21 protein-coding genes are annotated in these 25,338 nt (G+C 62.8%); 12 read left to right on the top strand and 9 right to left on the bottom strand.

Annotation, left to right across the window (positions count from 1 at the left end; genetic code table 11):
* Positions 1–37 precede the first annotated feature (37 nt).
* Positions 38–1,267, top strand: coding sequence for a Xaa-Pro peptidase family protein (locus EGJ86_RS01940; RefSeq protein WP_125833758.1), 1,230 nt, complete (start codon positions 38–40; stop codon positions 1,265–1,267).
* A 53-nt stretch (positions 1,268–1,320) separates the two neighbouring features.
* On the opposite strand, the gene EGJ86_RS01935 is transcribed toward EGJ86_RS01940, so the two are convergent.
* The 3 genes from EGJ86_RS01935 to EGJ86_RS01925 form a co-directional block, all read right to left on the bottom strand.
* Positions 1,321–2,916, bottom strand: a complete 1,596-nt coding sequence (locus tag EGJ86_RS01935; RefSeq protein WP_125833757.1) for an ABC transporter substrate-binding protein — start codon at positions 2,914–2,916, stop codon at positions 1,321–1,323.
* Between the two features lie 60 nt (positions 2,917–2,976).
* The gene (locus EGJ86_RS01930) at positions 2,977–4,575 is read right to left on the bottom strand and encodes an ABC transporter substrate-binding protein (RefSeq protein WP_125833878.1); all 1,599 of its coding nucleotides are present in this window, start codon (positions 4,573–4,575) and stop codon (positions 2,977–2,979) included.
* Positions 4,576–4,800: 225 nt separating this feature from the next.
* On the bottom strand, positions 4,801–5,514 hold the full coding sequence (locus tag EGJ86_RS01925) for an SIMPL domain-containing protein (protein ID WP_125833756.1): 714 nt from the start codon (positions 5,512–5,514) through the stop codon (positions 4,801–4,803).
* 196 nt (positions 5,515–5,710) lie between these two features.
* Between EGJ86_RS01925 and EGJ86_RS01920 the strand changes: the two genes are divergently transcribed.
* The 3 genes from EGJ86_RS01920 (at position 5,711) to EGJ86_RS01910 (ending at position 8,672) form a co-directional block, all read left to right on the top strand.
* A complete protein-coding gene (locus EGJ86_RS01920) occupies positions 5,711–6,964 on the top strand; it encodes an ATP-binding protein (protein WP_099522507.1) in 1,254 nt (417 codons plus the stop codon).
* Between the two features lie 15 nt (positions 6,965–6,979).
* Positions 6,980–7,540, top strand: a complete 561-nt coding sequence (locus EGJ86_RS01915) for a response regulator transcription factor (RefSeq protein WP_106732704.1) — start codon at positions 6,980–6,982, stop codon at positions 7,538–7,540.
* 190 nt (positions 7,541–7,730) lie between these two features.
* Complete coding sequence (locus EGJ86_RS01910; RefSeq protein ID WP_125833755.1) at positions 7,731–8,672, top strand: AEC family transporter; 942 nt, start codon at positions 7,731–7,733, stop codon at positions 8,670–8,672.
* 75 nt (positions 8,673–8,747) lie between these two features.
* Here EGJ86_RS01910 and EGJ86_RS01905 read toward each other — a convergent pair whose 3' ends face one another.
* The 6 genes from EGJ86_RS01905 to gatC form a co-directional block, all read right to left on the bottom strand.
* Entirely contained in the window at positions 8,748–9,134 is a 387-nt protein-coding gene (locus EGJ86_RS01905) for a carboxymuconolactone decarboxylase family protein (protein ID WP_125833754.1), read from the bottom strand.
* 2 nt (positions 9,135–9,136) lie between these two features.
* A complete protein-coding gene (locus EGJ86_RS01900; RefSeq protein ID WP_125833753.1) occupies positions 9,137–10,231 on the bottom strand; it encodes a calcium/sodium antiporter in 1,095 nt (364 codons plus the stop codon).
* A gap of 91 nt (positions 10,232–10,322) precedes the next feature.
* Positions 10,323–10,745, bottom strand: a complete 423-nt coding sequence (locus EGJ86_RS01895) for a septal ring lytic transglycosylase RlpA family protein (RefSeq protein ID WP_106732709.1) — start codon at positions 10,743–10,745, stop codon at positions 10,323–10,325.
* 73 nt (positions 10,746–10,818) lie between these two features.
* Positions 10,819–12,267: an Asp-tRNA(Asn)/Glu-tRNA(Gln) amidotransferase subunit GatB gene (gatB, locus tag EGJ86_RS01890; RefSeq protein ID WP_125833752.1), complete on the bottom strand. Its 1,449-nt coding sequence runs from the start codon at positions 12,265–12,267 to the stop codon at positions 10,819–10,821.
* Positions 12,268–12,278: 11 nt separating this feature from the next.
* Positions 12,279–13,730 (bottom strand): Asp-tRNA(Asn)/Glu-tRNA(Gln) amidotransferase subunit GatA, encoded by a 1,452-nt coding sequence (gatA, locus tag EGJ86_RS01885; protein WP_125833751.1) that lies wholly within the window; start codon positions 13,728–13,730, stop codon positions 12,279–12,281.
* Positions 13,731–13,745: 15 nt separating this feature from the next.
* Positions 13,746–14,033, bottom strand: coding sequence for an Asp-tRNA(Asn)/Glu-tRNA(Gln) amidotransferase subunit GatC (gene gatC / locus EGJ86_RS01880; RefSeq protein ID WP_021488054.1), 288 nt, complete (start codon positions 14,031–14,033; stop codon positions 13,746–13,748).
* Between the two features lie 239 nt (positions 14,034–14,272).
* Between gatC and mreB the strand changes: the two genes are divergently transcribed.
* The 8 genes from mreB to tldD all read left to right on the top strand — a co-directional run bounded on the left by mreB (position 14,273) and on the right by tldD (position 25,336).
* Positions 14,273–15,310 (top strand): rod shape-determining protein MreB, encoded by a 1,038-nt coding sequence (gene mreB / locus EGJ86_RS01875; protein WP_013714086.1) that lies wholly within the window; start codon positions 14,273–14,275, stop codon positions 15,308–15,310.
* 194 nt (positions 15,311–15,504) lie between these two features.
* A complete protein-coding gene (gene mreC, locus EGJ86_RS01870) occupies positions 15,505–16,452 on the top strand; it encodes a rod shape-determining protein MreC (RefSeq protein WP_372237953.1) in 948 nt (315 codons plus the stop codon).
* Positions 16,452–16,940 (top strand): rod shape-determining protein MreD, encoded by a 489-nt coding sequence (mreD, locus tag EGJ86_RS01865; RefSeq protein ID WP_125833749.1) that lies wholly within the window; start codon positions 16,452–16,454, stop codon positions 16,938–16,940. Before mreC ends, mreD begins: the two co-directional genes overlap by 1 nt.
* A 49-nt stretch (positions 16,941–16,989) precedes the next feature.
* The gene (locus EGJ86_RS01860; protein WP_125833748.1) at positions 16,990–17,592 is read left to right on the top strand and encodes a nucleoside triphosphate pyrophosphatase; all 603 of its coding nucleotides are present in this window, start codon (positions 16,990–16,992) and stop codon (positions 17,590–17,592) included.
* Between the two features lie 104 nt (positions 17,593–17,696).
* The gene (rng, locus tag EGJ86_RS01855; RefSeq protein ID WP_125833747.1) at positions 17,697–19,154 is read left to right on the top strand and encodes a ribonuclease G; all 1,458 of its coding nucleotides are present in this window, start codon (positions 17,697–17,699) and stop codon (positions 19,152–19,154) included.
* A 17-nt stretch (positions 19,155–19,171) separates the two neighbouring features.
* Positions 19,172–22,993, top strand: a complete 3,822-nt coding sequence (locus EGJ86_RS01850; RefSeq protein WP_125833746.1) for a YhdP family protein — start codon at positions 19,172–19,174, stop codon at positions 22,991–22,993.
* 49 nt (positions 22,994–23,042) lie between these two features.
* Positions 23,043–23,891 carry a carbon-nitrogen hydrolase family protein gene (locus tag EGJ86_RS01845; protein ID WP_099522494.1) on the top strand — a complete coding sequence of 283 codons (849 nt, stop codon included), beginning with the start codon at positions 23,043–23,045 and terminating at the stop codon, positions 23,889–23,891.
* A 2-nt stretch (positions 23,892–23,893) separates the two neighbouring features.
* Positions 23,894–25,336 carry a metalloprotease TldD gene (gene tldD / locus EGJ86_RS01840; RefSeq protein WP_125833745.1) on the top strand — a complete coding sequence of 481 codons (1,443 nt, stop codon included), beginning with the start codon at positions 23,894–23,896 and terminating at the stop codon, positions 25,334–25,336.
* Positions 25,337–25,338 lie beyond the last annotated feature (2 nt).

Here is a 25,338-nt window from a genome sequence, read left to right as displayed (position 1 = left end):
ACGATGGTCGTCGTGGGCGCCAGACGAGGATGTGCAGATGACACTGGGAGTGGGCGGCAGCACGCCGGAGCAGGCCTTGGCGCGCCTGCAGAACATGATGGCCGGCGCGGAGCCGATCACTGAGGCGCAATACCAGGCGCGCATCACCCGTGCTCAGGCGCTGATGCGCGAGCAGGACATCGCCGCGCTGTTTCTCGCTGCCGGCAGCAACCTGCAGTACTTCACCGGCGTGCAGTGGCATCCCAGCGAACGCATGGTCGGGGCGATTCTGCCGGCCAGCGGTGCGCTGGAGTATCTGGCGCCGGCGTTCGAGGAGGGAACGGTGCGCGACTTTCAGGTCGTGCCTGGCGTGATCAATACCTGGCAAGAGCACGAAAGCCCCTATGCACTGTTTCTGAACTGCCTGAAGCGTCTGGCGGAATTGCCCAAAGATGGTGCGCAACCCAAGGTAGGTCTTTGTTCTTCTTTGCCTTTTTTCATGTTTGAAGGCATTCGCCAGCTGACCAGCGGTTATCGCTTCGTCGATGCCGGCAGCGTCACCACGGTCTGTCGCCAATCCAAATCGCCAGCCGAAATTGCTTTGATGCAGCGCGCCAAGGACATGACCCTGGAAGTGCACAAGGCGGCTGCGAGCATCCTCCATGAAGGTATCAGCACCACTGAAGTTGCCGAGTTCATCCACCAGGCGCACCGCCGCGTCGGAACGCCCGGCTCGACCTTCTGCATCGTGCTGTTCGGTGCCGCCAGTGCCTTTCCGCATGGGGTCAAGCACGCGCAGCGGCTCAAGGACGGCGACATGGTACTGATCGACACCGGCTGCAAGGTTCATGGTTATCTGTCGGACATCACCCGCAGCTACGTTTTCGGCACGCCCAGCGCGCGTCAGCGCGATTTCTGGGAGAAGGAGAAAGCCGCTCAGCAAGCTGCCTTCGAAGCCGCCGTGCTCGGCGCGCCCTGTTCGTCGGTGGACGCGGCGGCCCGGCATAGCCTGGAGGCGGCAGGGCTTGGGCCTGGCTACAACTTGCCAGGTTTGCCGCACCGTACGGGGCACGGCATCGGCCTGGACATTCACGAAGGGCCTTACCTGGTCGGCGGCGATGACACCCCGTTGGCAGAGGGCATGTGCTTCAGCAACGAGCCGATGATTTGCGTGCCGGGCGAGTTCGGCATCCGCCTCGAAGATCACTTCTACATGACCGCCGCTGGCCCGCGCTGGTTTACCCAGCCCAGTCATTCGGTGGACGACCCCTTCGGCTTGGGCGTTTAACCACGCCTACGTCGGGTTCGTAGACGCTTTGATCAGGCTCGGGCCATGGCTGCTCATGGCACGCTCACCTTGGAAAAGTTGTTCGAGCCCATTGGGCTGAGTACGAAGCCTTCGACGCCCTTGCGCAACGCTGCGAACTGTTTCGGGTGGGCCAGGGCGATCCACGGCGCCTGCTCATGGAAGATCGTCAGGGCCTGGCGATACAGCGCGGCGCGTTTGCTTTGCTCGGGTTCGCGGCGTGCCTGGGTGATCAGGGCATCGAAGGTCTTGTCGCACCACCCGGCCTGGTTCTCGCCGCTCTCGGCCGCGGCGCAGGACAGATTGGGGGTGAGGAAGTTGTCCGGGTCACCGTTGTCACCGGCCCAGCCCATGAATACCAGGTCGTGCTCACCGTTCTTGGCGCGCTTGATCAGCTCGCCCCACTCGAACACGCGAATATCACTGCGAATGCCGATGGCGGCGAGATCGGCCTGCAGCATCTGTGCGCCGATACCAGGGTTGGGGTTGGTTGGCCCGCCACCGGGGCGGGTCCAGATCGACAGGGCGAAGCCGTCAGCATGACCGGCCTCGGCCAGCAACTGGCGGGCGCGTTCGGGATCGTGCGGCCAGTCCTGCAGCGTGTCGTCATGGCCCCACAGGGTGGTCGGGTAGGGCGCCACGGCCGGAGTGGCATTGCCTTCGCCATACTGCGCGCGAATGTAGGCGGCCTTGTCGAAGGCCAGGTTCAGCGCCTGGCGCACGCGCACGTCGTCCAGCGGTGGATGACGGGTGTTGATGCCGATATAGGCGGTGAGCAGCGAATCCAGCTCCAGCACCTGCAGTTTCGGGTCGGCCTTCATGGCCGGGATGTCGACTGGGCGTGGGAACAGGGTGATCTGGCAGTCGCCGGCCTTGAGCCTTTGCTGGCGCACGTTGGGCTCGGGGGTGATGGCCAGTATCAGGCGCTCGACCTGCGGTGCGCCATTCCAGTAATCCGGGTTGCCGCGAAAGCGTACCTGGGCGTCCTTGGCATAGCGCTCGAACACGAAAGGCCCGGTGCCGATGGGGGCATTGTTCAGGCGTTCGGGGGTATTCGTTGCGAGCAGGTGCTCGGCATACTCGGCCGAATAGATCGAGGCGAAGCCCATGGCCAGATTGGCCAGGAAGGGCGCCTCCGGGTGTTTGAGGACGAAGCGCACGCGATGCTCGTCGAGCTTGACGATGCGCTCGATCAACTGCGTCAGGCCCATGGCCTCGGCATAGGGAAAACCACGCAGCGACAGCTTGTGCCAGGGATGTGCCGGGTCGAGCTGGCGCTGGAAACTCCATAGCACGTCATCGGCATTGAGCTCGCGAGTCGGGCTGAATCCCTGGTTAGCATGGAATTTCACTCCCTGGCGCAGGGTGAAGGTGTAGCTCAGACCGTCATCGGCTATTTCCCAGCTTTCTGCCAATGCCGGGACGATTTCGGTGCTGCCGGGGGCGAAGTCCACCAAGCGTTCGAACAGGGTTTCCGCCGTTGCATCGGCGGTGGTGGCTGCGGTGTATTGAACGATGTCGAACCCTTCCGGGCTGGCTTCGCTGCAGACCACCAGGTTGGCCGCCTGGGCCTGAGCAGCGAGTAGCGCGGCAAACAGTAGACTGCCGCGCAGAAGGGGAAAGGTAGGCATGCTGGCTCCTGGTTGAACGTCCTGCAATCGGCGCCCCTTCAAGGGCGCCGATGCAGATTGTTACTTGCCGATACCTACACCATAGAACGAGTTGATGCCGAACGGACTGATGCGGAAGTCCTGCACTTCCTTGCGCATCGGCTGGTACACGGTGGAGTGGGCCAGCGGAGTGATCGGTACCTCACGCTTGAGGATCACTTGCGCCTGTTTGTACAGCTCGGTGCGTTCGGCTACGTCGGTGGTGCGTTTGGCGGCCTTGACCAGCTTGTCGTAGTCGTCGAAGCACCATTTGGAAAAGTTGTTGCCGTCGACCGCGTCGCAGCCATAAAGGGTGCCGAGCCAGTTATCGGGATCACCGTTGTCGCCGCTCCAGCCGATCAGCATGGCGTCGTGCTCGCCGGCCTTGGCGCGCTTGAGGTATTCGCCCCACTCGTAGGTGACGATGCGTGCCTTGATGCCGATCTTGGCCCAGTCGGCCTGCAGGATCTCGGCGATCTGCTTGGCGTTGGGGTTGTACGGGCGCTGTACCGGCATGGCCCACAAAGTGATCTCGGTGCCTTCCTTGACGCCTGCAGCTGTGAGCAGCTCCTTGGCTTTTTTCGGGTCGAAGGCCGGGTCCTTGATGTCTTCGTTATACGACCACTGGGTTGGCGGCATGCCGTTGACGGCCAACTGCCCGGCGTTCTGGTAAACGGCGTCGAGAATTGCCTGCTTGTTCACCGCCATGTCCAGCGCCTGGCGCACTTCCAATTTGTCGAACGGTGGGTGGGTAACGTTGTAGGCGATGTAGCCGACGTTGAAACCAGCCTGCTCGGGCATCTTCAGCTTGGCGTCCTGCTGCAGCGAGGCGATGTCGGCCGGGCGCGGGAACAGGGTGACATGGCATTCGCCGGCACGCAGTTTCTGCATGCGCACGGACGAGTCGGTATTGATGGCGAAGATCAGGTTGTCGACCTTTACATCCTCGGGCTTCCAGTAGTCCTGATTACCCTTGTAACGGATCACCGCGTCCTTCTGGTAGCGGCTGAACACGAATGGGCCGGTGCCGATGGGTTTCTGGTTGATGTCAGCGGCCTTGCCAGCTTTGAGCAACTGGTCGGCGTACTCGGCAGACTGGATCGAGGCAAAGCTCATCGCCAGGTTCTGCACGAAGGCGGCGTCCACTTCGTTGAGAGTGACGCGCACGGTCATGTCATCGAGCTTCTCCAGCTTGGCGATGTTGCTGTCCATGCCCATGTCGGTGAAGTAGGGAAACTCGGTGGGGTACGCCTTACGGAATGGGTGGTCCTTGTCGAGCATGCGGCCAAAGGTGAATAGCACGTCGTCGGCATTGAACTCGCGGCTGGGTTTGAAGTACTCGGTGGTGTGGAATTTCACCCCAGGGCGCAGCTTGAAGGTGTAGGTCAGGCCGTCGTCGGACACTTCCCAGCTTTGCGCCAGGCCGGGCTCGACCTTGGTGCCGCCGCGCTCGAACTGGGTCAGGCGGTTGAAGATGGTTTCCGCTGCGGCGTCGAAATCGGTTCCGGTAGTGTACAGGCCTGGGTCGAAACCGGCCGGGCTGCCTTCGGAACAGAACACCAGGTTGGCGGCGCTGGCGAGGGGGGCGCTGGCGATCAGCCCAGCGGTAAGTAAAGCCTGGATAACGGCGTTCTTGCGCATCTTGACCTCATCGTTGTTGTGGTTGTGGTCCTTGAGGAGTCTCTTGTAGAAACCACCAATGAAACTATGCAGGCCTTGTGCCTGAGGCAAGAGGGGCGCCGTGCGGAAAATGGTTAGCGCTACAGCGCTGTAATTTGCTGTCGCATTTATGAAAAATTTGCAGAGAAAAGATGGCAAAACGCCGTTATCTGGCGATAACGGCGCTGCTTTGTTGCGGAGCGTGGTTCAGGGCATCTGCACTTCGATGACGCCATCGGCGCTGACCGTGACCTGGCTGGTGCCGGCTTCGATTTGCGGTGTGGGGGCTGAGTCCATCATCGCCATGCCCTTGGCTTCGAAGTTGCGCATGGCCATTGGCGGCTGGAAGCCACCGGTGTTGAGGTTCAGGCTGACCAGCTTGTAGCCCTTGCCGCCCAGCGCTTCGGTAGCCAGTTGCGCGCGCGCCTTGAAGGCATTCACGGCGTCCTTGAGCATGGCGTCTTCACGGGTTTTGCGGGTGTCGGTGGCGATGCTGAAATCCATGCCGGCCATCTTCATCGATTGCAGCAACTCACCGGTGAGGGTGGACAGGCGGGCGAAGTCAGCGCTTTCCAGGCGCACCTCGGCGCGTTCGCGCCAGGCGGTGATCTTCTGGCCCTTGTCGTCATACACCGGGTAGCTGTTGCGGCTGCCAAGTTTGACTGCCACGCCCTTGACCTGACGCACCTGCTCCAGCGTCTTGTTGAGGGTAGTGGTGATCTCGGCGGCCAGTTTGGCCGGGTCGCTGTGCTGCGCTTCGGTATAGAGGGTGACGTGCATCAGATCGTGCGCCACTTCCTGATTGACCTCGGCGCGCAGGGCGATCTGGTTGTACCGCGTCTCGGCGGCCAGCAGGCCGGTGCTGGCCAGACTGGCGGCGGTGAGGGCGAGGGCGGTGGCGATACGGGTCATGGTGCGCATGTGCGGTTCCTTTTTCGATGGCCTTGTGGCCGTTTCCCGAGGTTAGACGAAGGCGAGTCGCGATCCGGGTTAATGCCGTGCAATTTTTTTCATCCTGCCCACCGAGCGGGCTACGGCGAAGTGTGCGTCCGGTTGCCGCAGCGGCGGAAGGCCGCGTCGGGCTTGGTTATACTCGCTCCCAGTCAAGGGAGTCTTCATGCTCGAACCCGTGCAGTTATTGTCCGCCAGTCGCCAGAATCTCTGGCGTCTGACCCTTATCCGTATTCTGGTGCTGGCAGCTCAGGCGGGCTCGGTCGGTCTCGCCTACAAGTCGGGCATGCTACCGCTACCCTGGTTGCAATTGTCGGTCACCCTCGGCGTTTCTCTGCTGTTGTGCCTGGGCACGGCCTTGCGCTTGCGCGGCCCATGGCCGGTGACCGAGGTCGAGTACGCCGTGCAGCTGGGCTGCGACCTGATCATCCACAGCGTGCTGCTGTATTACTCGGGCGGTTCGACCAACCCCTTCGTGTCCTATTATCTGGTGCCACTGACCATTGCCGCCGCAACGCTGCCGTGGATGTTCACCATCGTCCTGGCCGGTATGGCGCTGGCCGGCTACACATTACTGCTGGTGTGGACGCATCCACTCGAGTTGCCGGCGGCGCGTGAGAGCCTGCTGGTCTATGGCATGTGGCTGAGCTTTGCCCTGTCTGCTGCGTTGATCACCTTCTTCGTTGCCAAGATGGCCGAGGAACTGCGCCGCCAGGACGAACTGCGCGCCGAACGCCGCGAGGAGAGCCTGCGTGACCAGCAACTGCTGGCCGTGGCCACTCAGGCCGCTGGCGCCGCGCATGAGCTGGGTACGCCGCTGGGCACCATGAGCGTGCTGCTCAAGGAGCTGCGCCAGGAATACCGTGACAAGCCGGCGCTGCAGGACGACCTGGCCTTGCTGCAAGAGCAGGTCAAGTTGTGCAAATACACCCTGCAGCAACTGGTGCGTGCTGCCGAGAATGATCGGCGTCAGGCAGTGGTCGAGCAGTCCTGCGTCGAATGGTTGGAAACCACCCTCAATCGCTGGCACCTGATGCGCCCGGAAGCCAGCTACCGCTATCAGTGCCTGGGCCGTGGTACGCCGCCGCGCATCATGCCACCGGCCGATCTCACCCAGGCGCTGCTCAACCTGCTCAACAACGCTGCCGATGCCTGCCCGGACAAGCTCGATATCCGCCTGGACTGGGATCATCAGTGGCTGCGTCTGAGCATTCGCGATCATGGTGCCGGCGTACCGCTGGCCATCGCCGAGCAGCTTGGTCGCCCCTTCTTCACCACCAAGGGCAAGGGCTTCGGTCTTGGATTGTTCCTCAGCCAGGCCAGTGTGACGCGTGCCGGTGGTACGGTTAAGTTGTATAACCATGAAGAAGGCGGCACCCTCACCGAATTGAAGTTGCCGCGAGCCTATGGCGCGGCCTGACAAGGAATACCCAGCATGAGCGACGAGTCCCTGTTCGAAGGTGAAGAGCATCCCCATCTGCTGCTGGTCGACGACGACCCCACCTTTACCCGCGTGATGGCGCGCGCCATGAGCCGCCGCGGTTTGCGCGTATCCACCGCGTCCAGCGCCGAAGAAGGCCTGGCGCTGGCCAAGGACGACCTGCCGGATTACGCCGTGGTCGACCTGAAGATGGAAGGCGACTCCGGCCTGGTGCTATTGCCCAAGCTGCTGGAGCTGGACGCCGAGATGCGTGTGGTGATCCTCACCGGCTATTCCAGCATCGCCACCGCGGTGGAGGCCATCAAGCGCGGTGCGGCCAACTACCTGTGCAAGCCGGCCGATGCTGACGATGTGCTCACTGCGCTGCTCTCCGAACACGCCGACCTGGACAGCCTGGTGCCGGAAAACCCGATGTCGGTGGACCGCCTGCAATGGGAGCACATCCAGCGCGTGCTGGCCGAGCATGAGGGCAACATCTCCGCCACCGCACGCGCCCTGGGCATGCACCGCCGCACGTTGCAGCGTAAATTGCAGAAGCGCCCGGTTCGCCGCTGAGGCGCTGCAGCGTATCGAGCGTGCTTTTTGTAAGAGCGGCTTTAGCTGCGAAACATCTGGCTCAGCGGCCTGGCCGCGGGTGAAATGCAATGCCCCCAGCGATCTGCGCGAGCGAATATTGGTGTCCTGTGCCCATGGCCGATAAATGCTTAGCCAGCTAACATAGGTCGTCAGACAACTCTGGTGCCCTATGTTCGCCGTCGCAGCACAAACCCTCGCCATCACTGCGCCCGTGTTCGCCATGCTGTTTCTCGGCGTGATACTCAAGCGTGTACGCTGGATCGATACCCCCTTCATCGATACGGCCTCGAGCCTGGTGTTTCGCGGCACCATGCCGACCCTGCTGTTTCTTGGCGTAGTCAAGGCCGACCTGGATGCGGCCATGCAGCCGCAACTGCTGACCTACTTTTTCCTGGCTACCGTGGCCTCGTTCTTCGTTGCCTGGGCCTGGGCGATCTGGCGGGTACCGTTCGAGGACCGTGGTATCTACACCCAGGGTGCCTTCCGTGGTAACAACGGCATTGTCGGTCTGGCGCTGGCCACCAGCATGTATGGCGACTACGGTCTGTCGGTCGGCTCACTGCTCGCGGCGCTGGTGATCCTCTGCTACAACGCGCTCTCGGCCGTCGTGTTGGCCATCTACAGCACAGGCGTGAAGCCTGGTGCCAAGGCCATCGTACGCAGCATCGTGACCAATCCGATGATCATCGGCGTGCTGTTGGCCGTACCGATCGCCTACTGGAAGATCCCGCTACCGCAGTGGTTTCTGACCTCGGCCGAGTACTTCGCGCAGATGACCTTGCCGCTGGCGCTGATTTGTATCGGCGGCACGCTGAGCCTGGCGTCGCTGCATCGCAGCAGCGGCACCGCGATCGGCTCGGGCATGATGAAAATGGTCTGGCTGCCCCTGCTGAGTACCTCTGGCGCCTGGCTGTTGGGCTTTCGCGGCGCGGACCTGGCAATCCTCTTCCTCTATTTCGCCAGCCCCACGGCGGCGGCCAGCTTCGTCATGGCCCGTGCAGTGGGCGCCAACCATGAGCTGGCGGCAGCCATCATCGTGATCACCACGCTGGCGGCGGTGGTCACCACCAACATCGGTTTGTTGTTGTTGCAATGGGGTGGCTGGATCTAGAGGAAGCGGTCACCAGCTTTTATAGGGTGCGCCGTGCGCACCGATGGCTCTGACGGTTGGTGCGCACGGCACACACTACGAATTGGTGTTGTTCTGCCACTCGTCGATCACTTCCTGCGCCGCGCGGAAGGCATCGATGCTGGCTGGTACACCAGCGTAAACCGCGCAGTGCAGCAGAGTTTCGCGAATTTCCTCGACGGTGCAGCCGTTGTTCAGCGCGCCACGCACATGGCCTTTGAGTTCCTGCGGGCATTTCAGCGCGGTCAGCGCAGCCAGGGTGATCAGGCTGCGTGTCGCGCGTGGCAGGCCGCTGCGCGTCCAGACGCCACCCCAGGCATGTTCGTTGACGAAGTCCTGCAATGGCTGGGTAAGCTCGGTGGCATTGTTCAGGGCGCGATCGACGAATGCATCGCCCATCACTTCACGACGTACCTGCAGACCGCGGTCATGGTTCTCGCTCATGTTCACACCTGCTCGCCGCGTTGTTTGTGCCAGGCGCGCCCGGCGATGATTACCAGGGTGATGGCGGTCAATGGCAGCACGTAACCCAGCATGGCTTCGCCCATCACGTCAGCGAAGGGGCGCCCCGTGGAAGACAGGATCAGGTAGAGGGTGTAGGCCACGTAATACGCCAGAAACAGTAGACCTTCCCAACGGTTGATGCGGTAACCGGCGAAGAAGATCGGCAGGCATGCAACGGCGACGGCAATCATGACCGGGAAATCGAACGCCAGGGCATTGGGCGACACCGAAATGGCGGTCGGCGAGACCAGCGAGGCCAGGCCCAGCACGCAGAGCAGGTTGAAGATGTTGCTGCCGACGATATTGCCCACGGCGATATCGCGCTCACCCTTGATGGCGGCGATGATCGAAGTGGCCAACTCCGGCAGCGACGTGCCGACAGCGACAACCGTCAAACCGATGACCAGCTCCGAAATTCCCAGTGCTCGTGCAAGCGTCACTGCGCCTTCGACCAGGAAGTTTGAACCTGCCACCAACAGCACCAGGCCGGCGATGATCAGGCCCAGGTTGACGGCCCAGGCGTAGGGCTTGGGCGCCTCGTCGAGGCCGAATTCCTTGGCGAATTCGTCATCATCGCCGCCCTTGTCCTTGCGCGCGCTGTAGATCAGGAAGCCGGTGTAGGCCAGCACACCACCGAACAGCAGAGTGCCGTCGAGGCGACTCAGTTCGCCGTCCCAGGCCAGGCCAAAGGTGACCAGGCTGGCGCCGATCATGATCGGCACGTCGAGGCGGATCAGCTGGCGCGAGACGACCAGCGGTGCGACCAGGGCAGTCACACCGAGAATCAGCAGGACGTTGGCGATATTGCTGCCGATCACGTTGCCGATGGCCAGATCGCCACTGCCGTTGAGGGCCGATTGCACGCTGACTGCGGTTTCCGGCGCGCTGGTGCCGAAGGCCACCACGGTCAGGCCGATCACCAGTGGCGGAATGCCGAACTGTGCGGCCAGCTTGGCGGCGCCGCGTACCAATACCTCGGCGCCGGCAACCAGCAGCACCAGGCCGGCGATCAGGTAGACATAGGTCATCAGGGTCATTGCAGGGTAGCTCCGAAAAAAGTGCGGTTAGTGTAGCGATGGCATTATTGGCTGCTAGATGCGCCAGAAAGATTTTGTTGCCAATTGTTCCTCAGTCCAGTGCTTCGACCCTGACCGGCACCACGCCTGCGCGCAGCATGTCCAGTTGCGTTGCGGCGGCCCGGGAAACATCGATAACCCGGCCGCGCACGAAGGGGCCGCGGTCGTTGATGCGCAGTACCACGTTGCGGTTGTTGTTGAGGTTGGTCACCCGCACGCGTGTGCCAAAGGGCAGGGTGCGATGCGCGGCGGTCAGCGCGTTCTGATCGAAACGTTCGCCGCTGGCCGTACGCTGGCCGTGGTGGCGGTCACCGTAGTAGGAGGCCTTGCCGGTTTCGCTGCCGCCTGGGCCGCCGCCGAACGTGGAGCAGCCGCCGAGCAGGGTGAGAGCGCCGAGCAGGGCAAGGGTCTGTAGCCTGGATAAAATCCGGGGCAGTGAAGGTTCCCGGATTGCATCCGGGCTACGGATCATCATGTTCATGGACTCCATAAAAAAACGCCGGGCGCGCCGGGCGTCGTTGCAGCTAGCGTAAGCGAGCCGGTCCGGCTCAGCCTTCGAGCTTTTTCTTCAGCAGTTCGTTCACTTGCCCCGGGTTGGCCTTGCCCTTGGAGGCTTTCATGGCCTGCCCGACGAAGAAGCCGAACATCTTGCCGCGCTTGGCTTCGTCGCTGGTGCGGTACTGCTCGACCTGTTCGGCGTTGGCCGCCAGCACTTCGTCGAGCATCTTCTCGATGGCGCCGGAATCAGTGACCTGCTTGAGGCCCTTCTTCTCGATAATCTCGTCGGCGCTGGCGCCTTCACCGGCGGCCAGGGCTTCGAAGACCATCTTGGCGATCTTGCCGCTGATGGTGTTGTCCTTGATGCGCAGGATCATGCCGCCCAGTTGCTCGGCGGACACCGGCGACTGGTCGATCTCCAGGTTGTCCTTGTTGAGCAGGCTGGACAGCTCGCCCATCACCCAGTTGGCCGACAGCTTGGCATCGCCGCAGGTCTTCTCCACCGCCTCGAAGTAATCGGCCAGTTCGCGGCTGGCAGACAGTACGCTGGCGTCATAGGTGGACAGGCCGAACTGGCTCTCGAAGCGCTCGCGCTTCTGCGGCGGCAGCTCGGGCAGTTGGCTGCGCAGTTCATCGAGGAAGCTGCGCTCGATCACCACCGGCAGCAGGTCCGGGCAGGGGAAGTAACGGTAGTCGTTGGCTTCTTCCTTGCTGCGCATGGAGCGGGTCTGATCCTTGTTCGGATCGTACAGGCGGGTTTCCTGCACCACCTTGCCGCCGTCTTCGATCAGCTCGATCTGGCGCTGCACTTCGTGGTTGATGGCCTTCTCGATGAAGCGGAACGAGTTGACGTTCTTGATCTCGGCGCGGGTACCGAACTCGGCCTGGCCCTTGGGGCGCACCGACACGTTGCAGTCGCAACGCAGCGAGCCTTCGGCCATGTTGCCGTCGCAGATGCCCAGGTAACGCACCAGGGCATGGATGGCCTTCACATAGGCCACCGCTTCCTTGGCCGAACGGATGTCCGGCTCGGAAACGATTTCCAGCAGCGGCGTGCCAGCGCGGTTCAGGTCGATGCCGCTCATGCCCTGGAAGTCTTCGTGCAGGCTCTTGCCGGCGTCTTCTTCCAGGTGTGCGCGGGTGATGCCGATGCGCTTGACGGTGCCGTCTTCCAGGGTGATGTCGAGGAAGCCCTTGCCGACGATGGGGTGATCCATCTGGCTGGTCTGGTAGCCCTTCGGCAGGTCCGGGTAGAAGTAGTTCTTGCGCGCGAAGACGTTACGCTCGGCAATCTCGGCGTCGATGGCCAGGCCGAACTGGCAGGCCATGCGCACGGCTTCGGCGTTGAGCACCGGCAGGGTGCCGGGCATGCCGAGGTCGACCCGGCTGGCCTGGGTGTTCGGTTCGGCGCCAAAGGTGGTGGCGCTGGCGGAGAAAATCTTCGATTGGGTGCTGAGCTGAGCGTGAATCTCCAGCCCGATGACGGTTTCCCATTGCATAAAAGTGTTCCTCAGAATCCGCTCGGTGCTTGTTTGTGCCAGTCGCTTACCTGCTGGTACTGGTGTGCGACGTTGAGCAGACGACCTTCCTGGAAGTAGTTGCCGAGCAGTTGCACGCCCACCGGCAGGCCATCGACGAAGCCGGCCGGCATCGACAGGCCGGGAATGCCGGCGAGGTTGGCGGTGATGGTGTAGATGTCTTCCAGGTAGGCGGATACCGGGTCGGCGTTCTTCTCGCCGAGCTTCCAGGCCAGGTTCGGCGTGGTTGGGCCGAGGATCACGTCGACGTCCTTGAAGGCCGCGACGAAGTCGTTCTTGATCAGCCGGCGGATCTGTTGGGCCTTGATGTAGTAGGCATCGTAGTAACCGGCGGACAGCGCGTAGGTGCCGACCATGATGCGCCGTTTCACTTCGGCGCCGAAGCCTTCCTCGCGCGAGCGCTTGTACAGGTCCTGCAGGTCTTTGGGGCTTTCGCAGCGGTAGCCGAAGCGCACGCCGTCGAAACGCGACAGGTTGGAGCTGGCTTCTGCTGGCGCGATCACGTAGTAGGCTGGAATCGCGTGCTGCATGTTCGGCAGGCTGATGTCCTTGACGGTGGCGCCGAGCTTTTTCAGCTCCTCGACCACGGTCATCACCTTCTCACCGATGCGTGTATCGAGGCCGGCGCCGAAGTATTCCTTGGGCAGGCCGATGCGCAGGCCGGCCAGCGGCTGGGCGAGGGCGGCCATATAGTCATCGACCGGCTGATCGACACTGGTCGAATCCTTGGCATCGAAACCGGCCATGGCGCCGAGCAGCAGGGCGCAGTCCTCGGCGGTGCGGGCCAGCGGGCCGCCCTGATCGAGGCTGGAGGCGTAGGCGATCATGCCCCAGCGCGAGACGCGGCCATAAGTCGGTTTGATGCCGGTTAGGTTGGTCAGCGCGGCTGGTTGGCGAATAGAACCACCAGTGTCGGTGCCGGTCGCGGCAGGCAGCAGACGCGCGGCTACCGCAGCAGCTGAACCACCCGAGGAGCCTCCCGGTACGCGGCTGGTGTCCCAAGGGTTCTTCACCGGGCCGTAGTGGCTGGATTCGTTGGCCGAGCCCATGGCGAATTCGTCCATGTTCAGCTTGCCCAGGGTGACAGTTCCGGCGGCGGCCAGTTTCTCGACCACGGTGGCGTCATAGGGCGCCTTGAAACCGGTGAGAATTTTCGAACCGCAGCTGGTCAGCACGCCATTGGTGCAGAACAGGTCCTTGTGCGCGATCGGCGCGCCGAGCAGCACACCGTTTTCACCGGCGGTGCGGCGGGCGTCAGCAGCCTTGGCCTGTTCGATGGCCAGATCTTCGGTGACGGTGATGAAGCTGTTGAGCTGCGGGTCGAGTTGCGCGATACGCGCCAGCAAGCTGCGGCTCAGCTCTTCGGCGGAGAATTGCTTGTCGGCGAGGCCGCGGGCGATCTCGGCCAGGGTCAGTTGATGCATGTCGGGCCCTTTCCTTTATTCGATGACTTTCGGCACGAGGTACAGACCGCTTTCCACGGCCGGGGCGATGGCCTGGTAGGCGTCGCGCTGGTTGCTCTCGGTGACCACGTCGGCACGCAGGCGCTGGGTGGCTTCCAGCGGGTGGGCCAAGGGTTCGATGCCCTGGGTGTCGACCGCCTGCATCTGGTCGATCAGGCCGAGAATGCTGTTCAGGGTCTCGGTGGTTTGCGGAATATCGCCTTCGTTCAGACCCAGGCGGGCCAGGTGGGCGATTTTTTCCACCTCGGAGCGTTCAAGCGCCATCGGGGGTTCTCCAGTGGAAGTGTGACAGAGAGGGCATCGGTAAGCGGCTGCAGGGAACGGATGTCGCGAGCCAGCAGTCAAAGGCCGCGATGTGCAGCCACAAGGCCCGGAAAAACAGGCAATCTACCATATTGCCGCCTTGCTCAAAATCCCTGCCGTTGTTAGAGTTTGCCGCACTTTTTACCTGCGCGTTTTCCGCGCCTGGCCTTCACCCACGCGTTGCCTAGGGTCCCTTCCTAATGTTCAAGAAACTGCGTGGCATGTTTTCCAGCGATCTGTCGATCGACCTGGGCACTGCCAATACCCTTATTTATGTGCGCGAGCGCGGTATCGTCCTGAATGAACCGTCCGTGGTCGCCATTCGTACCCACGGCAACCAGAAGAGCGTCGTGGCCGTCGGCACCGAGGCCAAGCGCATGCTCGGCCGTACGCCGGGCAACATCTCCGCGATTCGCCCGATGAAGGATGGCGTGATCGCTGACTTCAGCGTCTGCGAGAAGATGCTGCAGTACTTCATCAACAAGGTTCACGAGAACAGCTTCCTGCAGCCGTCGCCGCGCGTGCTGATCTGCGTGCCGTGCAAATCGACTCAGGTCGAGCGCCGCGCCATTCGTGAATCGGCCCTGGGCGCCGGTGCCCGCGAAGTGTTCCTGATCGAAGAGCCGATGGCTGCTGCCATCGGTGCTGGCCTGCCGGTTGAAGAGGCGCGCGGTTCGATGGTCGTCGATATTGGTGGTGGTACCACCGAGATCGCCCTGATTTCCCTGAACGGCGTGGTCTATGCCGAGTCCGTGCGTGTCGGTGGCGACCGCTTTGACGAGGCCATCATCACCTACGTGCGCCGCAACTACGGCTCGCTGATCGGTGAAGGCACTGCCGAGCGTATCAAGCAGGAAATCGGCACCGCCTACCCGGGCGGCGAGATTCGTGAAGTCGACGTACGCGGCCGTAACCTGGCCGAGGGCGTGCCGCGCAGCTTCACTCTGAACTCCAACGAAGTACTCGAAGCACTGCAGGAATCCCTGGCGACCATCGTTCAGGCGGTCAAGAGTGCGCTGGAGCAATCGCCGCCCGAGCTGGCCTCGGACATCGCCGAGCGTGGCCTGGTGCTGACCGGCGGTGGCGCGCTGCTGCGTGACCTGGACAAGCTGCTGAGCCAGGAAACCGGTCTGCCGGTGATCGTCGCCGAAGACCCGCTGACCTGCGTCGCCCGCGGCGGCGGCAAGGCCCTTGAAATGATGGATCGCCATGCCATGGACCTGCTCTCTACCGAGTGAGTCCCACGGCTGTGGACGCTTGCCGTGCCGCCTCCGGGCGGCACGCGCATATTCGAGCATTGCAGTACACTCGGCCCAACCTTCGCCAGACCGGTTCGTCCTTCGCATGAATTCGCGCGCTTTTCGCCCTCGTGGCGCACAAGGAGCAGCTCATTAAGCCGCTCTTCGCCAAAGGTCCCTCGCTGGGCATTCGCATGCTGGTATTTGCCGTCTTGTCGGCAGTGCTGATGGTGGTCGATGCCCGCTTCGATGGGCTCAAACCTGTGCGTAGCATGATGGGCATGGTGCTGACGCCTTTGTACGAGCTGGCGGAAATGCCCGTGCGGGCCTGGGAAGGCGCGACCCAGCAAATTTCCTCGCGCAGCGAATTGCTGGCCGAAAACGAGAAGCTCAAGGCCGAAGCCCTGTTGCTGCAGCGCCGCCTGCAGAAACTGGCGACCCTTACCGAGCAGAACGTGCGCCTGCGCGAGCTGCTCAATTCTGCCGCGCTGGTGGACGAGGAAGTGCTGGTCAGCGAACTGATCGGCGTCGATCCCAACCCTTACACGCACCGCATCCTGATCGACAAGGGTGAGAAGGACTGCGTCGACGAGAGCAAGAAAAACTGCGTGTTCCTCGGTCAGCCGGTGCTCGATGCTCGTGGTCTGATGGGCCAAGTGGTGGAAGTCATGCCCTATACCTCGCGCGTGCTGCTGCTTACCGACAACACCCACAGCATTCCTGTACAGGTCAACCGTAACGGCCTGCGCGCCATCGCTGTCGGCACCGGTAATCCAGAGAGCCTCGAACTGCGTCATGTCGCCGATACCGCCGATATCAAGGAAGGCGATCTGCTGGTCAGCTCCGGCATGGGCCAGCGCTTTCCGGCTGGCTACCCGGTAGCCACGGTCAAGGAAGTCATCCACGACTCCGGCCAGCCATTCGCTATCGTTCGTGCCACGCCGACCGCGGCGCTCAATCGTAGCCGCTACTTGCTGCTGGTGTTCTCCGATCGTCGCAGCCCCGAGCAGCGTGCCACCGATTCGGCCCAGGCTCAGGAGGCTGCCGACCGCGAGGCCGCGCAGGAACGTACCCAAGGTGAGCCGGCGCCAGAGTCGAGCGTCGCTCCGGCCGCGGACACGCCCGTACAGGAGGCGAACTGATGGTCGGTGTAAGGTCCCGTAATGGCTGGGTTATCTGGCTGACCCTGGCTTTCGCGCTGCTGCTTAGCGTGGCGCCGATGCTTGAGTTCATGCAGGTTGGCCGTCCGCTGTGTGTCGCCCTTATTCTCACCTACTGGGTGCTGGCGCTGCCGCATCGGGTTGGCCTGACCACTGCCTGGGTGCTTGGTTTGGCACAGGATGTGTTGCTCGGCACGCTGCTTGGGCAAAACGCGTTGATCCTCACCCTGATCACCTTTCTGGTGCTGAGCCTGCATCAGCGCCTGCGCATGTTTCCCATGTGGCAGCAGAGCATGGTGCTGATGGTGGTGTTCGGTCTCGCCCAGCTGGTTCAACTGTGGCTCAACGCTCTGACCGGCAGTCGTCCACCAACCCTGGCTTTCATTCTGCCGGCACTGGTCAGCGCTCTGCTGTGGCCTTGGATCTGCGTCATCCTGCGTGGATTGCACCTGCGCCTCAACGTCAACTGAACGCGGCCTGCCGCACGGCTGGCCGCGGTTCGCCAAGGGAGATACCCGCATGGCCGAGCTGTTTCTGGCCTCCGCTTCGCCCCGTCGCCGTGAATTGCTGGCTCAGATCGCTGTGCCTTGCGTCACGCAAATCGCCTCGATAGATGAAAATCCGTTGCCAGCCGAGCCGGCGGCAGCCTATGTAGAGCGCTTGGCGCGTGAGAAAGCGCGTGCCGGTCTGCTCGCCTTGGGTGGGCGCAAGGATGCCGTGGTGTTGGGCGCCGATACCGCTGTGGTGCTCGATGGGCGCATTCTGGGTAAACCAGCGGATTTCGCCGAGTCACGCGCGATGTTGCAGGCGCTGTCGGGGCGTAGCCATCAGGTGATGACGGCCGTGGCACTGGTCGATGGCGACCGCGAGGCGGCGCGGGTGGTCAGCAGTGAGGTGAGCTTTCGCCCTATCGGCGAGGCGGAAATCGAGGCGTACTGGGCCAGCGGCGAGCCATGTGACAAAGCAGGAAGTTATGGTATCCAGGGGTTGGCGGCCGTGTTCGTCAACCGCTTGCAGGGTAGCTATTCCGCAGTGGTCGGCCTGCCGCTGTGCGAAACTGCGGAGCTGCTTGGCGAATTCGGTATTGCCTGCTGGCAGTTGCCGGCGAAAGGGCCGCGCTGAGAACCCAGACGGTGGCAGCATAGAGTAGTTTTTGGACGTGCCCGAAAGCTTGAGTCCGCGGGGCGGTGCAGTAGCCCGGCCGGCATGATCACCAGGATGGATGCATGAGCGAAGAGATTCTGATCAATATCACGCCGATGGAGTCGCGCGTGGCGGTGGTGGAAAACGGCGTGCTGCAGGAAGTGCACGTCGAGCGTACACAGAAGCGCGGCATCGTCGGCAACATCTACAAGGGCAAAGTGGTGCGCGTGCTGCCCGGCATGCAGGCGGCTTTCGTCGATATTGGCCTGGAGCGTGCGGCCTTCATTCATGCTTCCGAGATTTCCACCCGCGAAGGAGCGGCGGTGGAGCCGATCAGCGCCCTGGTTCACGAAGGGCAGAGCCTGGTGGTGCAAGTCACCAAGGACCCCATCGGCAGCAAGGGCGCGCGCCTGACCACGCAGTTGTCCATCCCTTCGCGTTATCTGGTGTACATGCCGCGCACCAGTCATGTCGGTATTTCCCTGAAGATCGAAGATGAAGCCGAGCGCGAGCGCCTCAAGCAGGTAGTCGCCGATTGCGTCGCCGCCGAAGGCATCGAGGAAGCCGGTGGCTTCATCCTGCGCACCGCAGCCGAAGGTGCTGGCGCTGATGAAATTCTGATCGACATCCGTTATTTGCGTCGCCTCTGGGATCAGATCGGCGCGCAGATCCAGAATGCCAAGGCGCCTGTGGTGATCTACGAGGATCTGTCCCTGGCGCTGCGTACCTTGCGTGACCTGGTCAGCCCTCGTACCGAGAAGATTCGCGTGGACTCGCGGGAAACCTTCCAGAGAATCACCCAGTTCGTTGCCGAGCTGATGCCGGAGATTGCCGATCGCCTCGAGCATTACCCCGGTGAGCGGCCGATCTTCGATCTGTACGGTGTCGAGGATGAAATCCAGCGCGCACTGGAGCGCAAGGTGCCGCTGAAGTCCGGCGGCTATCTGGTGGTCGACCCTGCCGAGGCGATGAGCACCATCGACGTCAACACCGGCGCCTTCGTTGGCCATCGCACGCTTGAGGAAACCATCTTCAAGACCAACCTCGAGGCCGCTACCGCGATTGCCCGTCAGCTACGCCTGCGCAACCTGGGCGGCATCATCATCATCGATTTCATCGACATGGAAGATGAAGAGCATCAGCGCCAGGTGCTGCGCACCCTGGAAAAGCAGCTCGAGCGTGATCACGCCAAGACCAACATCATCGGCATCACCGAACTCGGCCTGGTGCAGATGACCCGCAAGCGCACGCGCGAAAGTCTCGAGCAGATTCTCTGCGAGCCCTGCAGCGCCTGTCAGGGACGCGGCAAGCTGAAGACGCCGGAGACCATCTGCTACGAGATCTTCCGCGAGATTCTGCGCGAAGCCCGTGCCTACCAGGCGGAAAGCTACCGGGTGCTGGCCAATCAGAAGGTAGTCGATCGCCTGCTCGATGAAGAGTCGGGCAACGTCGCCGATCTGGAAGCCTTCATCGGACGTACCATCAAGTTCCAGGTGGAAACCATGTATTCCCAGGAACAGTACGACGTGGTGCTGCTCTGAGCGCGGGGGCTGTCGAGGTGAGCGCCCTGGCGCGCCTCTTTTCGGCGCTGCTGCGCTGGGGCTTGGGCTTGTGCGCCGCTGTGTTGGTGCTGGCGGCGCTGTACGTCAGTCTGGGCCGTGAGCTGGTGCCGTTAGTAGCCGAATATCGGCTCGAGCTGGAAGACCGTGTCACGGCGCAGTTGGGTGTGCCGGTGCGCATCGGTCGCCTCGAAGGCCGTTGGCAGGGTTTTGCCCCGGTACTGGAGGCGCATGACGTGCGTCTGGGTAGCGACGAGGAAGGCTTGAGCCTGGAGCGTGTACGACTGGTGCCGGACGTGGGCGGTAGTCTGCTGGCCCGCCAGCCGCGCATCGCCCACCTGCAGTTCGACGGTCTGCAGCTGAACGTACAGCAGAACGCCGAAGGTGGCTGGCAGTTACAAGGGATGCCGCAGCGCAGCGGTCCCGAGGTGAATGTCGAGCAGCTACTGGAACAGTTGCAGATCGTTCACCGCATCAGCCTGCTCGACAGCCGTGTGGTGGTGCAGCCGCTGGATCAGGAGCCGCTGCTGCTCAGCTACGTCAACCTGAGCCTGCGCTATGGCAACAACACTCAGCGTCTCGACGGCCGCCTGCTGCTGCCTGATGGGCAACCGGTGGCGCTGCGTTTGCGCACGCGCATGCAGCCCGAGAGTTGGCGCGAGGCACAATCCGAGCTTTATCTAAGCCTGCCGCAGAGTGACTGGGCTGCCTGGCTGCCGAAATCGCTGCTCGGTGACTGGCAGTTACAGCGTCTGCAGGCTGGTGGAGAGCTGTGGCTGGAGGGCCAAGGCCTGGCCCTGGACAAAGGTGCCTTGCGCCTGCATGCCCCAGAGCTGGTCGGCGGCCAGGCCAAGTATGAAGCGGTGACGCTCAAGGACCTTGCCTTCAACGCCTTTTTCACTCAAGACAAGCAGGGCGCGCGGGCGCAGATCGACTCCCTGGCTCTGACCCATGGTGAGCAGCGCATCGGCGAATTGCATCTGAACCTGAAGCAAAAGGATGTGGGCGAGGCTGACGAGCGCTGGGCGCTGACGGCTGATCGTCTCGATCTTGCGGCCTGGGCGCCGCTGGTGCAGGCGCTGGTGCCGATGCCCGACAAAGCCCGCGATGTCTTGGGCGAACTGGCGCCGGTTGGTGCGATCAACAACCTGCTGCTCGATTACTACCCTCGGCGTGAAGGTGCCGAACGCCTGCAGTTCGCCGCCAATCTGGACAAGGTGGGCATTCAGGCCTATCACGGCGCGCCGGCCGCCGAGAACGTCACTGGCAGTGCCTCGGGCAATATGTTCCAGGGCGAGCTGCGCCTGAACAGCGAAAATTTCGCCCTGCACCTGGATCAGCTGTTCCCCAAGCCCTGGCGCTATCGCCATGCTCAGGCCCGCTTGAGTTGGGACTGGAGTGAAACCGGCCTGACCTTGTACAGCCCCTTCATGCGCGTGGATGGCGAGGAGGGGCAGGTCGCCGGTGACATGCTGATCCGCCTGTTGAGCGATCCCGAGGCCGAAGACTACATGGACCTGCGCGTCGGTATGCGCGACGGCGATGCTTCTTATACCGAGAAGTACCTGCCGAGCCGCGCGCCAGGCATGAGCGCCGAGCTCGATCATTGGCTGAAAACAGCGATCCGTGCGGGGCACGTCGAAGAAGGCTACTTCCAGTATCAGGGCTCGTTGAACAAGGGCGCACCGTTGGGCGCGCGCAGCCTCAGTCTGTTCTTCAAGGTCAGGGATGCCGAGCTGGCCTTCCAGCCCGGTTGGCCTGCGTTGCGCGAGGGCGTGGGTGAGGTGCTGATCGAAGACGATGCAGTGCGCGTGCGCCTACAGAGCGGGCGCTTGCAGGAAAGCCAGGTCAGCGATGTCGTGGCCAATATTCCGCTGTTGCACGACGGCAAACCACCACGTCTGCAGCTCGACGGCAAGGTGCAGAGCAGCCTGAGTGACGCTATCAAACTGTTGCAGGAAGCGCCTCTGGGGACCGCAGAAATCTTTGCCGGTTGGCAAGGTGAAGGGCCTCTGGCCGGTCGTCTGCAGCTGGATATTCCGCTACAGAAGGGGCAGGCGCCTGGTGTGGTGGTGGACTTCGCCACTGAGGGCGCAAGCCTCAAATTGGCCAACCCCGACCTGCAGCTGAGCAAGGTTCAGGGTTCATTTCGCTTCGACAGCGCTGCCGGGTTGAGCGCGCCGGATGTTCGCGCCGAGGTCTTCGGGCGTCAGGTGCGCGGCAAGATCAGCGCCGAGGGCGCACGTGGGCAGGCGCGCACGCTGTTCGATCTGCGTGGACAGGTCCAGGTCGATACCCTCAGCCAGTGGCTGGGTGGGCCGCAGAAGCTGCCAGTCAGCGGACTGCTGCCTTATCGCCTGCGCCTGACCCTGGATGGCGATGACAGCAAGCTGCGTGTCGACTCCAACCTGCGCGGTGTGGTGGTCGACCTGCCCGCGCCTTTCGGTAAGACGGCGCAGCAGGAGCGGGATACCGATTGGCGCATGACCCTCTCCGGGCGTGAGCGCCGTTACTGGGCGAACTATGGCGAGCTTGCCAGTCTGAGTCTGACCGCCCCTCCGGGAGCGCTGGCTGACGGCCGCGGTGAAGTGGTGCTCGGCGGCGGGGCCGCAGGGCTGCCTCCAGGTCAGGGCTTGCGTGTGCGTGGGCATCTGGATGAGTTGGACCTGGACGCCTGGAAGCAGCTCGGCAGCAATCATCCGGTCAAGGTGGATGCCGACAGCCAGCGCCTGTTTCGCAGTGCGCGACTGGATATCGGGCGTTTCCGCGGCTTTGGCCAAGAGGTCGAACAGCTGACCCTTGGTCTGGCGCGAGAAGGCCAGGGCTGGGCCTTGCAACTCGACAGCGAGCTGGCGGCCGGACGTGTGCTGTTGGCCGATGCCGAGGGTGTGCCTATACGTATCGATCTGCAGCACGTGCGGTTGCCGGCGCCAGATCCTGAGGCGACCAAGGCCAGCGATGCGCCTGATCCTATGGCCGATATCGACCCTCGACAAATTCCGGCGCTGGATATCGCCATCCAACGCGTGCAGCGCGGTGACAAGGTACTGGGCGCCTGGTCGCTCAAGGTACGCCCGGAAGCGCAGGGTGTGCGTTTCGATGAGCTCGACCTTGACCTGCAGGGGCTGAAAATCGGCGGTAGCGCTGGTTGGCGAGGCACGCCAGGCAGTACGCGCAGTTGGTACAAGGGGCGTCTGCAGGGCAAAAATTTGGGTGAGGTACTGCAAGCTTGGGGGTATGCGCCTAGCGTGACCAGCGAGAGCTTCCGCCTGGATGCTGACGGCAACTGGCCGGGGTCACCCGCGTGGTTTTCGCTGAAGCGCTTCAGCGGTAACCTCGATCCTTCGCTGCGCAAAGGTCAGTTTGTCGAGGTGCAGGGGTCTGCACAGGCACTGCGCGTGTTCGGCGTACTCAACTTCAACTCCATCGGTCGTCGTCTTCGCTTGGACTTCTCCGATCTGTTGGGCAAGGGCCTGAGCTACGATCGGGTCAAAGGCAACCTGCAGGCCACTGATGGTTTACTTGTGACCAATGAGCCGATCACGATGACTGGGCCTTCGAGCAACCTCGAGCTTAATGGCAATATCGATGTGCGCAACGAACATATTGACGCCAAGCTGTTGGTGACCCTGCCGGTGACCAACAACCTGCCGCTGGCGGCGTTGATCGTCGGCGCTCCGGCGATTGGTGGGGCGCTGTTCGTGGTGGACAAATTGCTCGGCGACAAGGTCGCCCGCTTTGCCAGTGTGCAGTACGACGTCAAGGGTCCGCTGCAGGACCCGGAGATCAGCTTCGACAAGCCCTTCGAAAAACCGCAATGAGGTTACGTCTTGGCGTAGGCTGTTACATCAAGCCGCATAGAGTGTCGCCATGAATCTCGCCGTAATCCAGATGGTCAGCCAGGACGACGTGCAAACCAATCTGCGCCTGGCTCGTCGCCTGCTGGAGCGTGCCGCGCAGGGTGGTGCGCGCCTTGCCGTGCTGCCGGAGAACTTCGCGGCCATGGGTCGCCGCGACCTGGCTGCCATCGGGCGTGCCGAGGCATTGGGAGAGGGGCCGATACTGCCCTGGTTGAAACGCGCTGCGCGTGACCTCAGTTTATGGATAGTGGCCGGCACCTTGCCGCTGCCCCCGGACGATGATGCCGACGGCAAACCGCGCGCCTGCTCGCTGTTGATCGATGATCAGGGCGAGCGTGCCGCTCGTTACGACAAACTGCATCTGTTCGATGTCGATGTGGCCGACAATCGTGGGCGTTATCGCGAGTCGGATGATTTTGCCCATGGCCAGCGTGTCGTGGTGGCGGATACCCCCGTGGGGCGCTTGGGGCTGACCGTGTGCTATGACCTGCGCTTCCCTGAGCTGTTCAGTGCGCTTCGCGAGGCCGGCGCCGAGCTGATCAGCGTGCCGGCGGCGTTCACTGCGGTGACCGGTGCGGCGCACTGGCAGGTATTGACCCGCGCCCGCGCCATCGAAACCCAGTGCTATGTGCTGGCAGCCGGGCAAGGCGGTGAACACCCTGGTCAGCGTTTGACGTTCGGCCATTCGGCGATCATCGACCCATGGGGCCAGGTATTGGCCGAGCAGGCTCAGGGGGATGGGGCCTTGCTGGCTCCTCGCGATGCCGCCGAGCAGGCGAGCATTCGCCAACGTATGCCGGTGCAGCAGCACCGCCGTTTTTTCTTGTCGGACGTACCGCGTCCGATCGTTGTGGAGTGACCATGAATACGATGTTGCAATCCGTCAGCGAGCATCTGCTTGCACCCGGTAACCTGACTTTCGACAGCCTCAGCAGCGTGCTGGGCGAAGTCGCAGGGCCTGGCATCGATGCCGCCGATCTGTACTTTCAAAGCCAGGTCTCGGAAACCTGGGTGCTGGAGGATGGCATCGTCAAGGAAGGCAGTTTCAACCTCGATCAGGGGGTTGGGGTGCGTGCCCAGTCCGGTGAGAAAACCGGCTTCGCCTACAGCAATGCCATCAGCCTCGATGCGCTGACGCAAGCCGCCCAGGCCGCACGTTCGATCTCGCGCGCCGGCCAGCAGGGCCGCGTGCAGGCGTTCGTCAGCCCGCATGTAACCCAGCTGTATGCCGAGGGCAACCCGCTGGATGTCATGGGCCGTGCCGAGAAGGTCGAGCTGCTGCAGCGCATCGACCGCGCCACGCGCGCACTCGACCCGCGTATCAAACAGGTTACCGTGAGCCTGGCTGGAGTCTGGGATCGTATTCTGGTGGCGGCACATGACGGCAGCCTAAGCGCCGATATCCGCCCGCTGGTGCGTTTCAACGTCAGCGTCATCGTCGAGCAGAACGGTCGTCGCGAGCGCGGTGGGCATGGCGGTGGCGGACGTACCGACTACCGCTATTTCCTGGAAGAAGACCGCGCCATGGGCTACGCCCGCGAGGCGCTGCGCCAGGCGCTGGTCAACCTTGAAGCCATCGCTGCACCCGCTGGCAGCATGCCGGTGGTGATGGGTGCCGGTTGGTCCGGTGTGCTGCTGCACGAAGCGGTCGGCCACGGCCTGGAAGGCGACTTCAACCGCAAGGGCAGTTCGGCCTACAGCGGTCAGGTCGGGCAGAAGGTCGCTTCCAGCCTGTGCACCATCGTCGACGACGGCACCCTGGCCGGGCGTCGCGGCTCGCTCAGCGTCGACGATGAAGGCACGCCGACCCAGTGCACCACGCTGATCGAGAACGGCGTGCTCAAGGGCTACATGCAGGACAAGCTCAATGCCCGCCTGATGGGCGTGGCCGCTACCGGCAACGGTCGACGCGAGTCATACGCGCACCTGCCGATGCCGCGCATGACCAACACCTACATGCTGGCTGGCGAAAGCGATCCGGAGGAAATCATCCGCTCGGTGAAGAAGGGCATCTACTGCGCCAACCTTGGCGGCGGTCAGGTCGATATCACTAGCGGCAAGTTCGTGTTCTCCACCAGTGAGGCCTACCTGATCGAGGACGGCAAGATCACCGCGCCGGTCAAGGGCGCCACTCTGATTGGCAATGGTCCGGAGGCGATGAGCCGCGTGTCCATGGTCGGCAATGATCTGGCGCTGGACAGCGGCGTCGGCACTTGCGGCAAGGACGGTCAGTCGGTGCCAGTGGGCGTCGGGCAGCCGACGCTGAAGATCGATGCGATCACCGTAGGCGGCACCGGTGCCTAATG

The organism is Pseudomonas sp. o96-267 (assembly GCF_003935465.1).
In the GTDB taxonomy this organism is placed as follows: domain Bacteria; phylum Pseudomonadota; class Gammaproteobacteria; order Pseudomonadales; family Pseudomonadaceae; genus Aquipseudomonas; species Aquipseudomonas sediminis.
This window is presented reverse-complemented; position numbering and strand designations above follow the sequence as displayed.

Bases quoted from the DNA above. Each gene is read 5' to 3' on its own strand.
- EGJ86_RS01940 (WP_125833758.1), top strand. From the start codon at position 38: ATGACACTGGGAGTGGGCGGCAGCACGCCGGAGCAGGCCTTGGCGCGC.
- EGJ86_RS01935 (WP_125833757.1), bottom strand. From the start codon at position 2,916: ATGCCTACCTTTCCCCTTCTGCGCGGCAGTCTACTGTTTGCCGCGCTA.
- EGJ86_RS01930 (WP_125833878.1), bottom strand. From the start codon at position 4,575: ATGCGCAAGAACGCCGTTATCCAGGCTTTACTTACCGCTGGGCTGATC.
- EGJ86_RS01925 (WP_125833756.1), bottom strand. From the start codon at position 5,514: ATGCGCACCATGACCCGTATCGCCACCGCCCTCGCCCTCACCGCCGCC.
- EGJ86_RS01920 (WP_099522507.1), top strand. From the start codon at position 5,711: ATGCTCGAACCCGTGCAGTTATTGTCCGCCAGTCGCCAGAATCTCTGG.
- EGJ86_RS01915 (WP_106732704.1), top strand. From the start codon at position 6,980: ATGAGCGACGAGTCCCTGTTCGAAGGTGAAGAGCATCCCCATCTGCTG.
- EGJ86_RS01910 (WP_125833755.1), top strand. From the start codon at position 7,731: ATGTTCGCCGTCGCAGCACAAACCCTCGCCATCACTGCGCCCGTGTTC.
- EGJ86_RS01905 (WP_125833754.1), bottom strand. From the start codon at position 9,134: ATGAGCGAGAACCATGACCGCGGTCTGCAGGTACGTCGTGAAGTGATG.
- EGJ86_RS01900 (WP_125833753.1), bottom strand. From the start codon at position 10,231: ATGACCCTGATGACCTATGTCTACCTGATCGCCGGCCTGGTGCTGCTG.
- EGJ86_RS01895 (WP_106732709.1), bottom strand. From the start codon at position 10,745: ATGATGATCCGTAGCCCGGATGCAATCCGGGAACCTTCACTGCCCCGG.
- gatB (WP_125833752.1), bottom strand. From the start codon at position 12,267: ATGCAATGGGAAACCGTCATCGGGCTGGAGATTCACGCTCAGCTCAGC.
- gatA (WP_125833751.1), bottom strand. From the start codon at position 13,730: ATGCATCAACTGACCCTGGCCGAGATCGCCCGCGGCCTCGCCGACAAG.
- gatC (WP_021488054.1), bottom strand. From the start codon at position 14,033: ATGGCGCTTGAACGCTCCGAGGTGGAAAAAATCGCCCACCTGGCCCGC.
- mreB (WP_013714086.1), top strand. From the start codon at position 14,273: ATGTTCAAGAAACTGCGTGGCATGTTTTCCAGCGATCTGTCGATCGAC.
- mreC (WP_372237953.1), top strand. From the start codon at position 15,505: ATGCTGGTATTTGCCGTCTTGTCGGCAGTGCTGATGGTGGTCGATGCC.
- mreD (WP_125833749.1), top strand. From the start codon at position 16,452: ATGGTCGGTGTAAGGTCCCGTAATGGCTGGGTTATCTGGCTGACCCTG.
- EGJ86_RS01860 (WP_125833748.1), top strand. From the start codon at position 16,990: ATGGCCGAGCTGTTTCTGGCCTCCGCTTCGCCCCGTCGCCGTGAATTG.
- rng (WP_125833747.1), top strand. From the start codon at position 17,697: ATGAGCGAAGAGATTCTGATCAATATCACGCCGATGGAGTCGCGCGTG.
- EGJ86_RS01845 (WP_099522494.1), top strand. From the start codon at position 23,043: ATGAATCTCGCCGTAATCCAGATGGTCAGCCAGGACGACGTGCAAACC.
- tldD (WP_125833745.1), top strand. From the start codon at position 23,894: ATGAATACGATGTTGCAATCCGTCAGCGAGCATCTGCTTGCACCCGGT.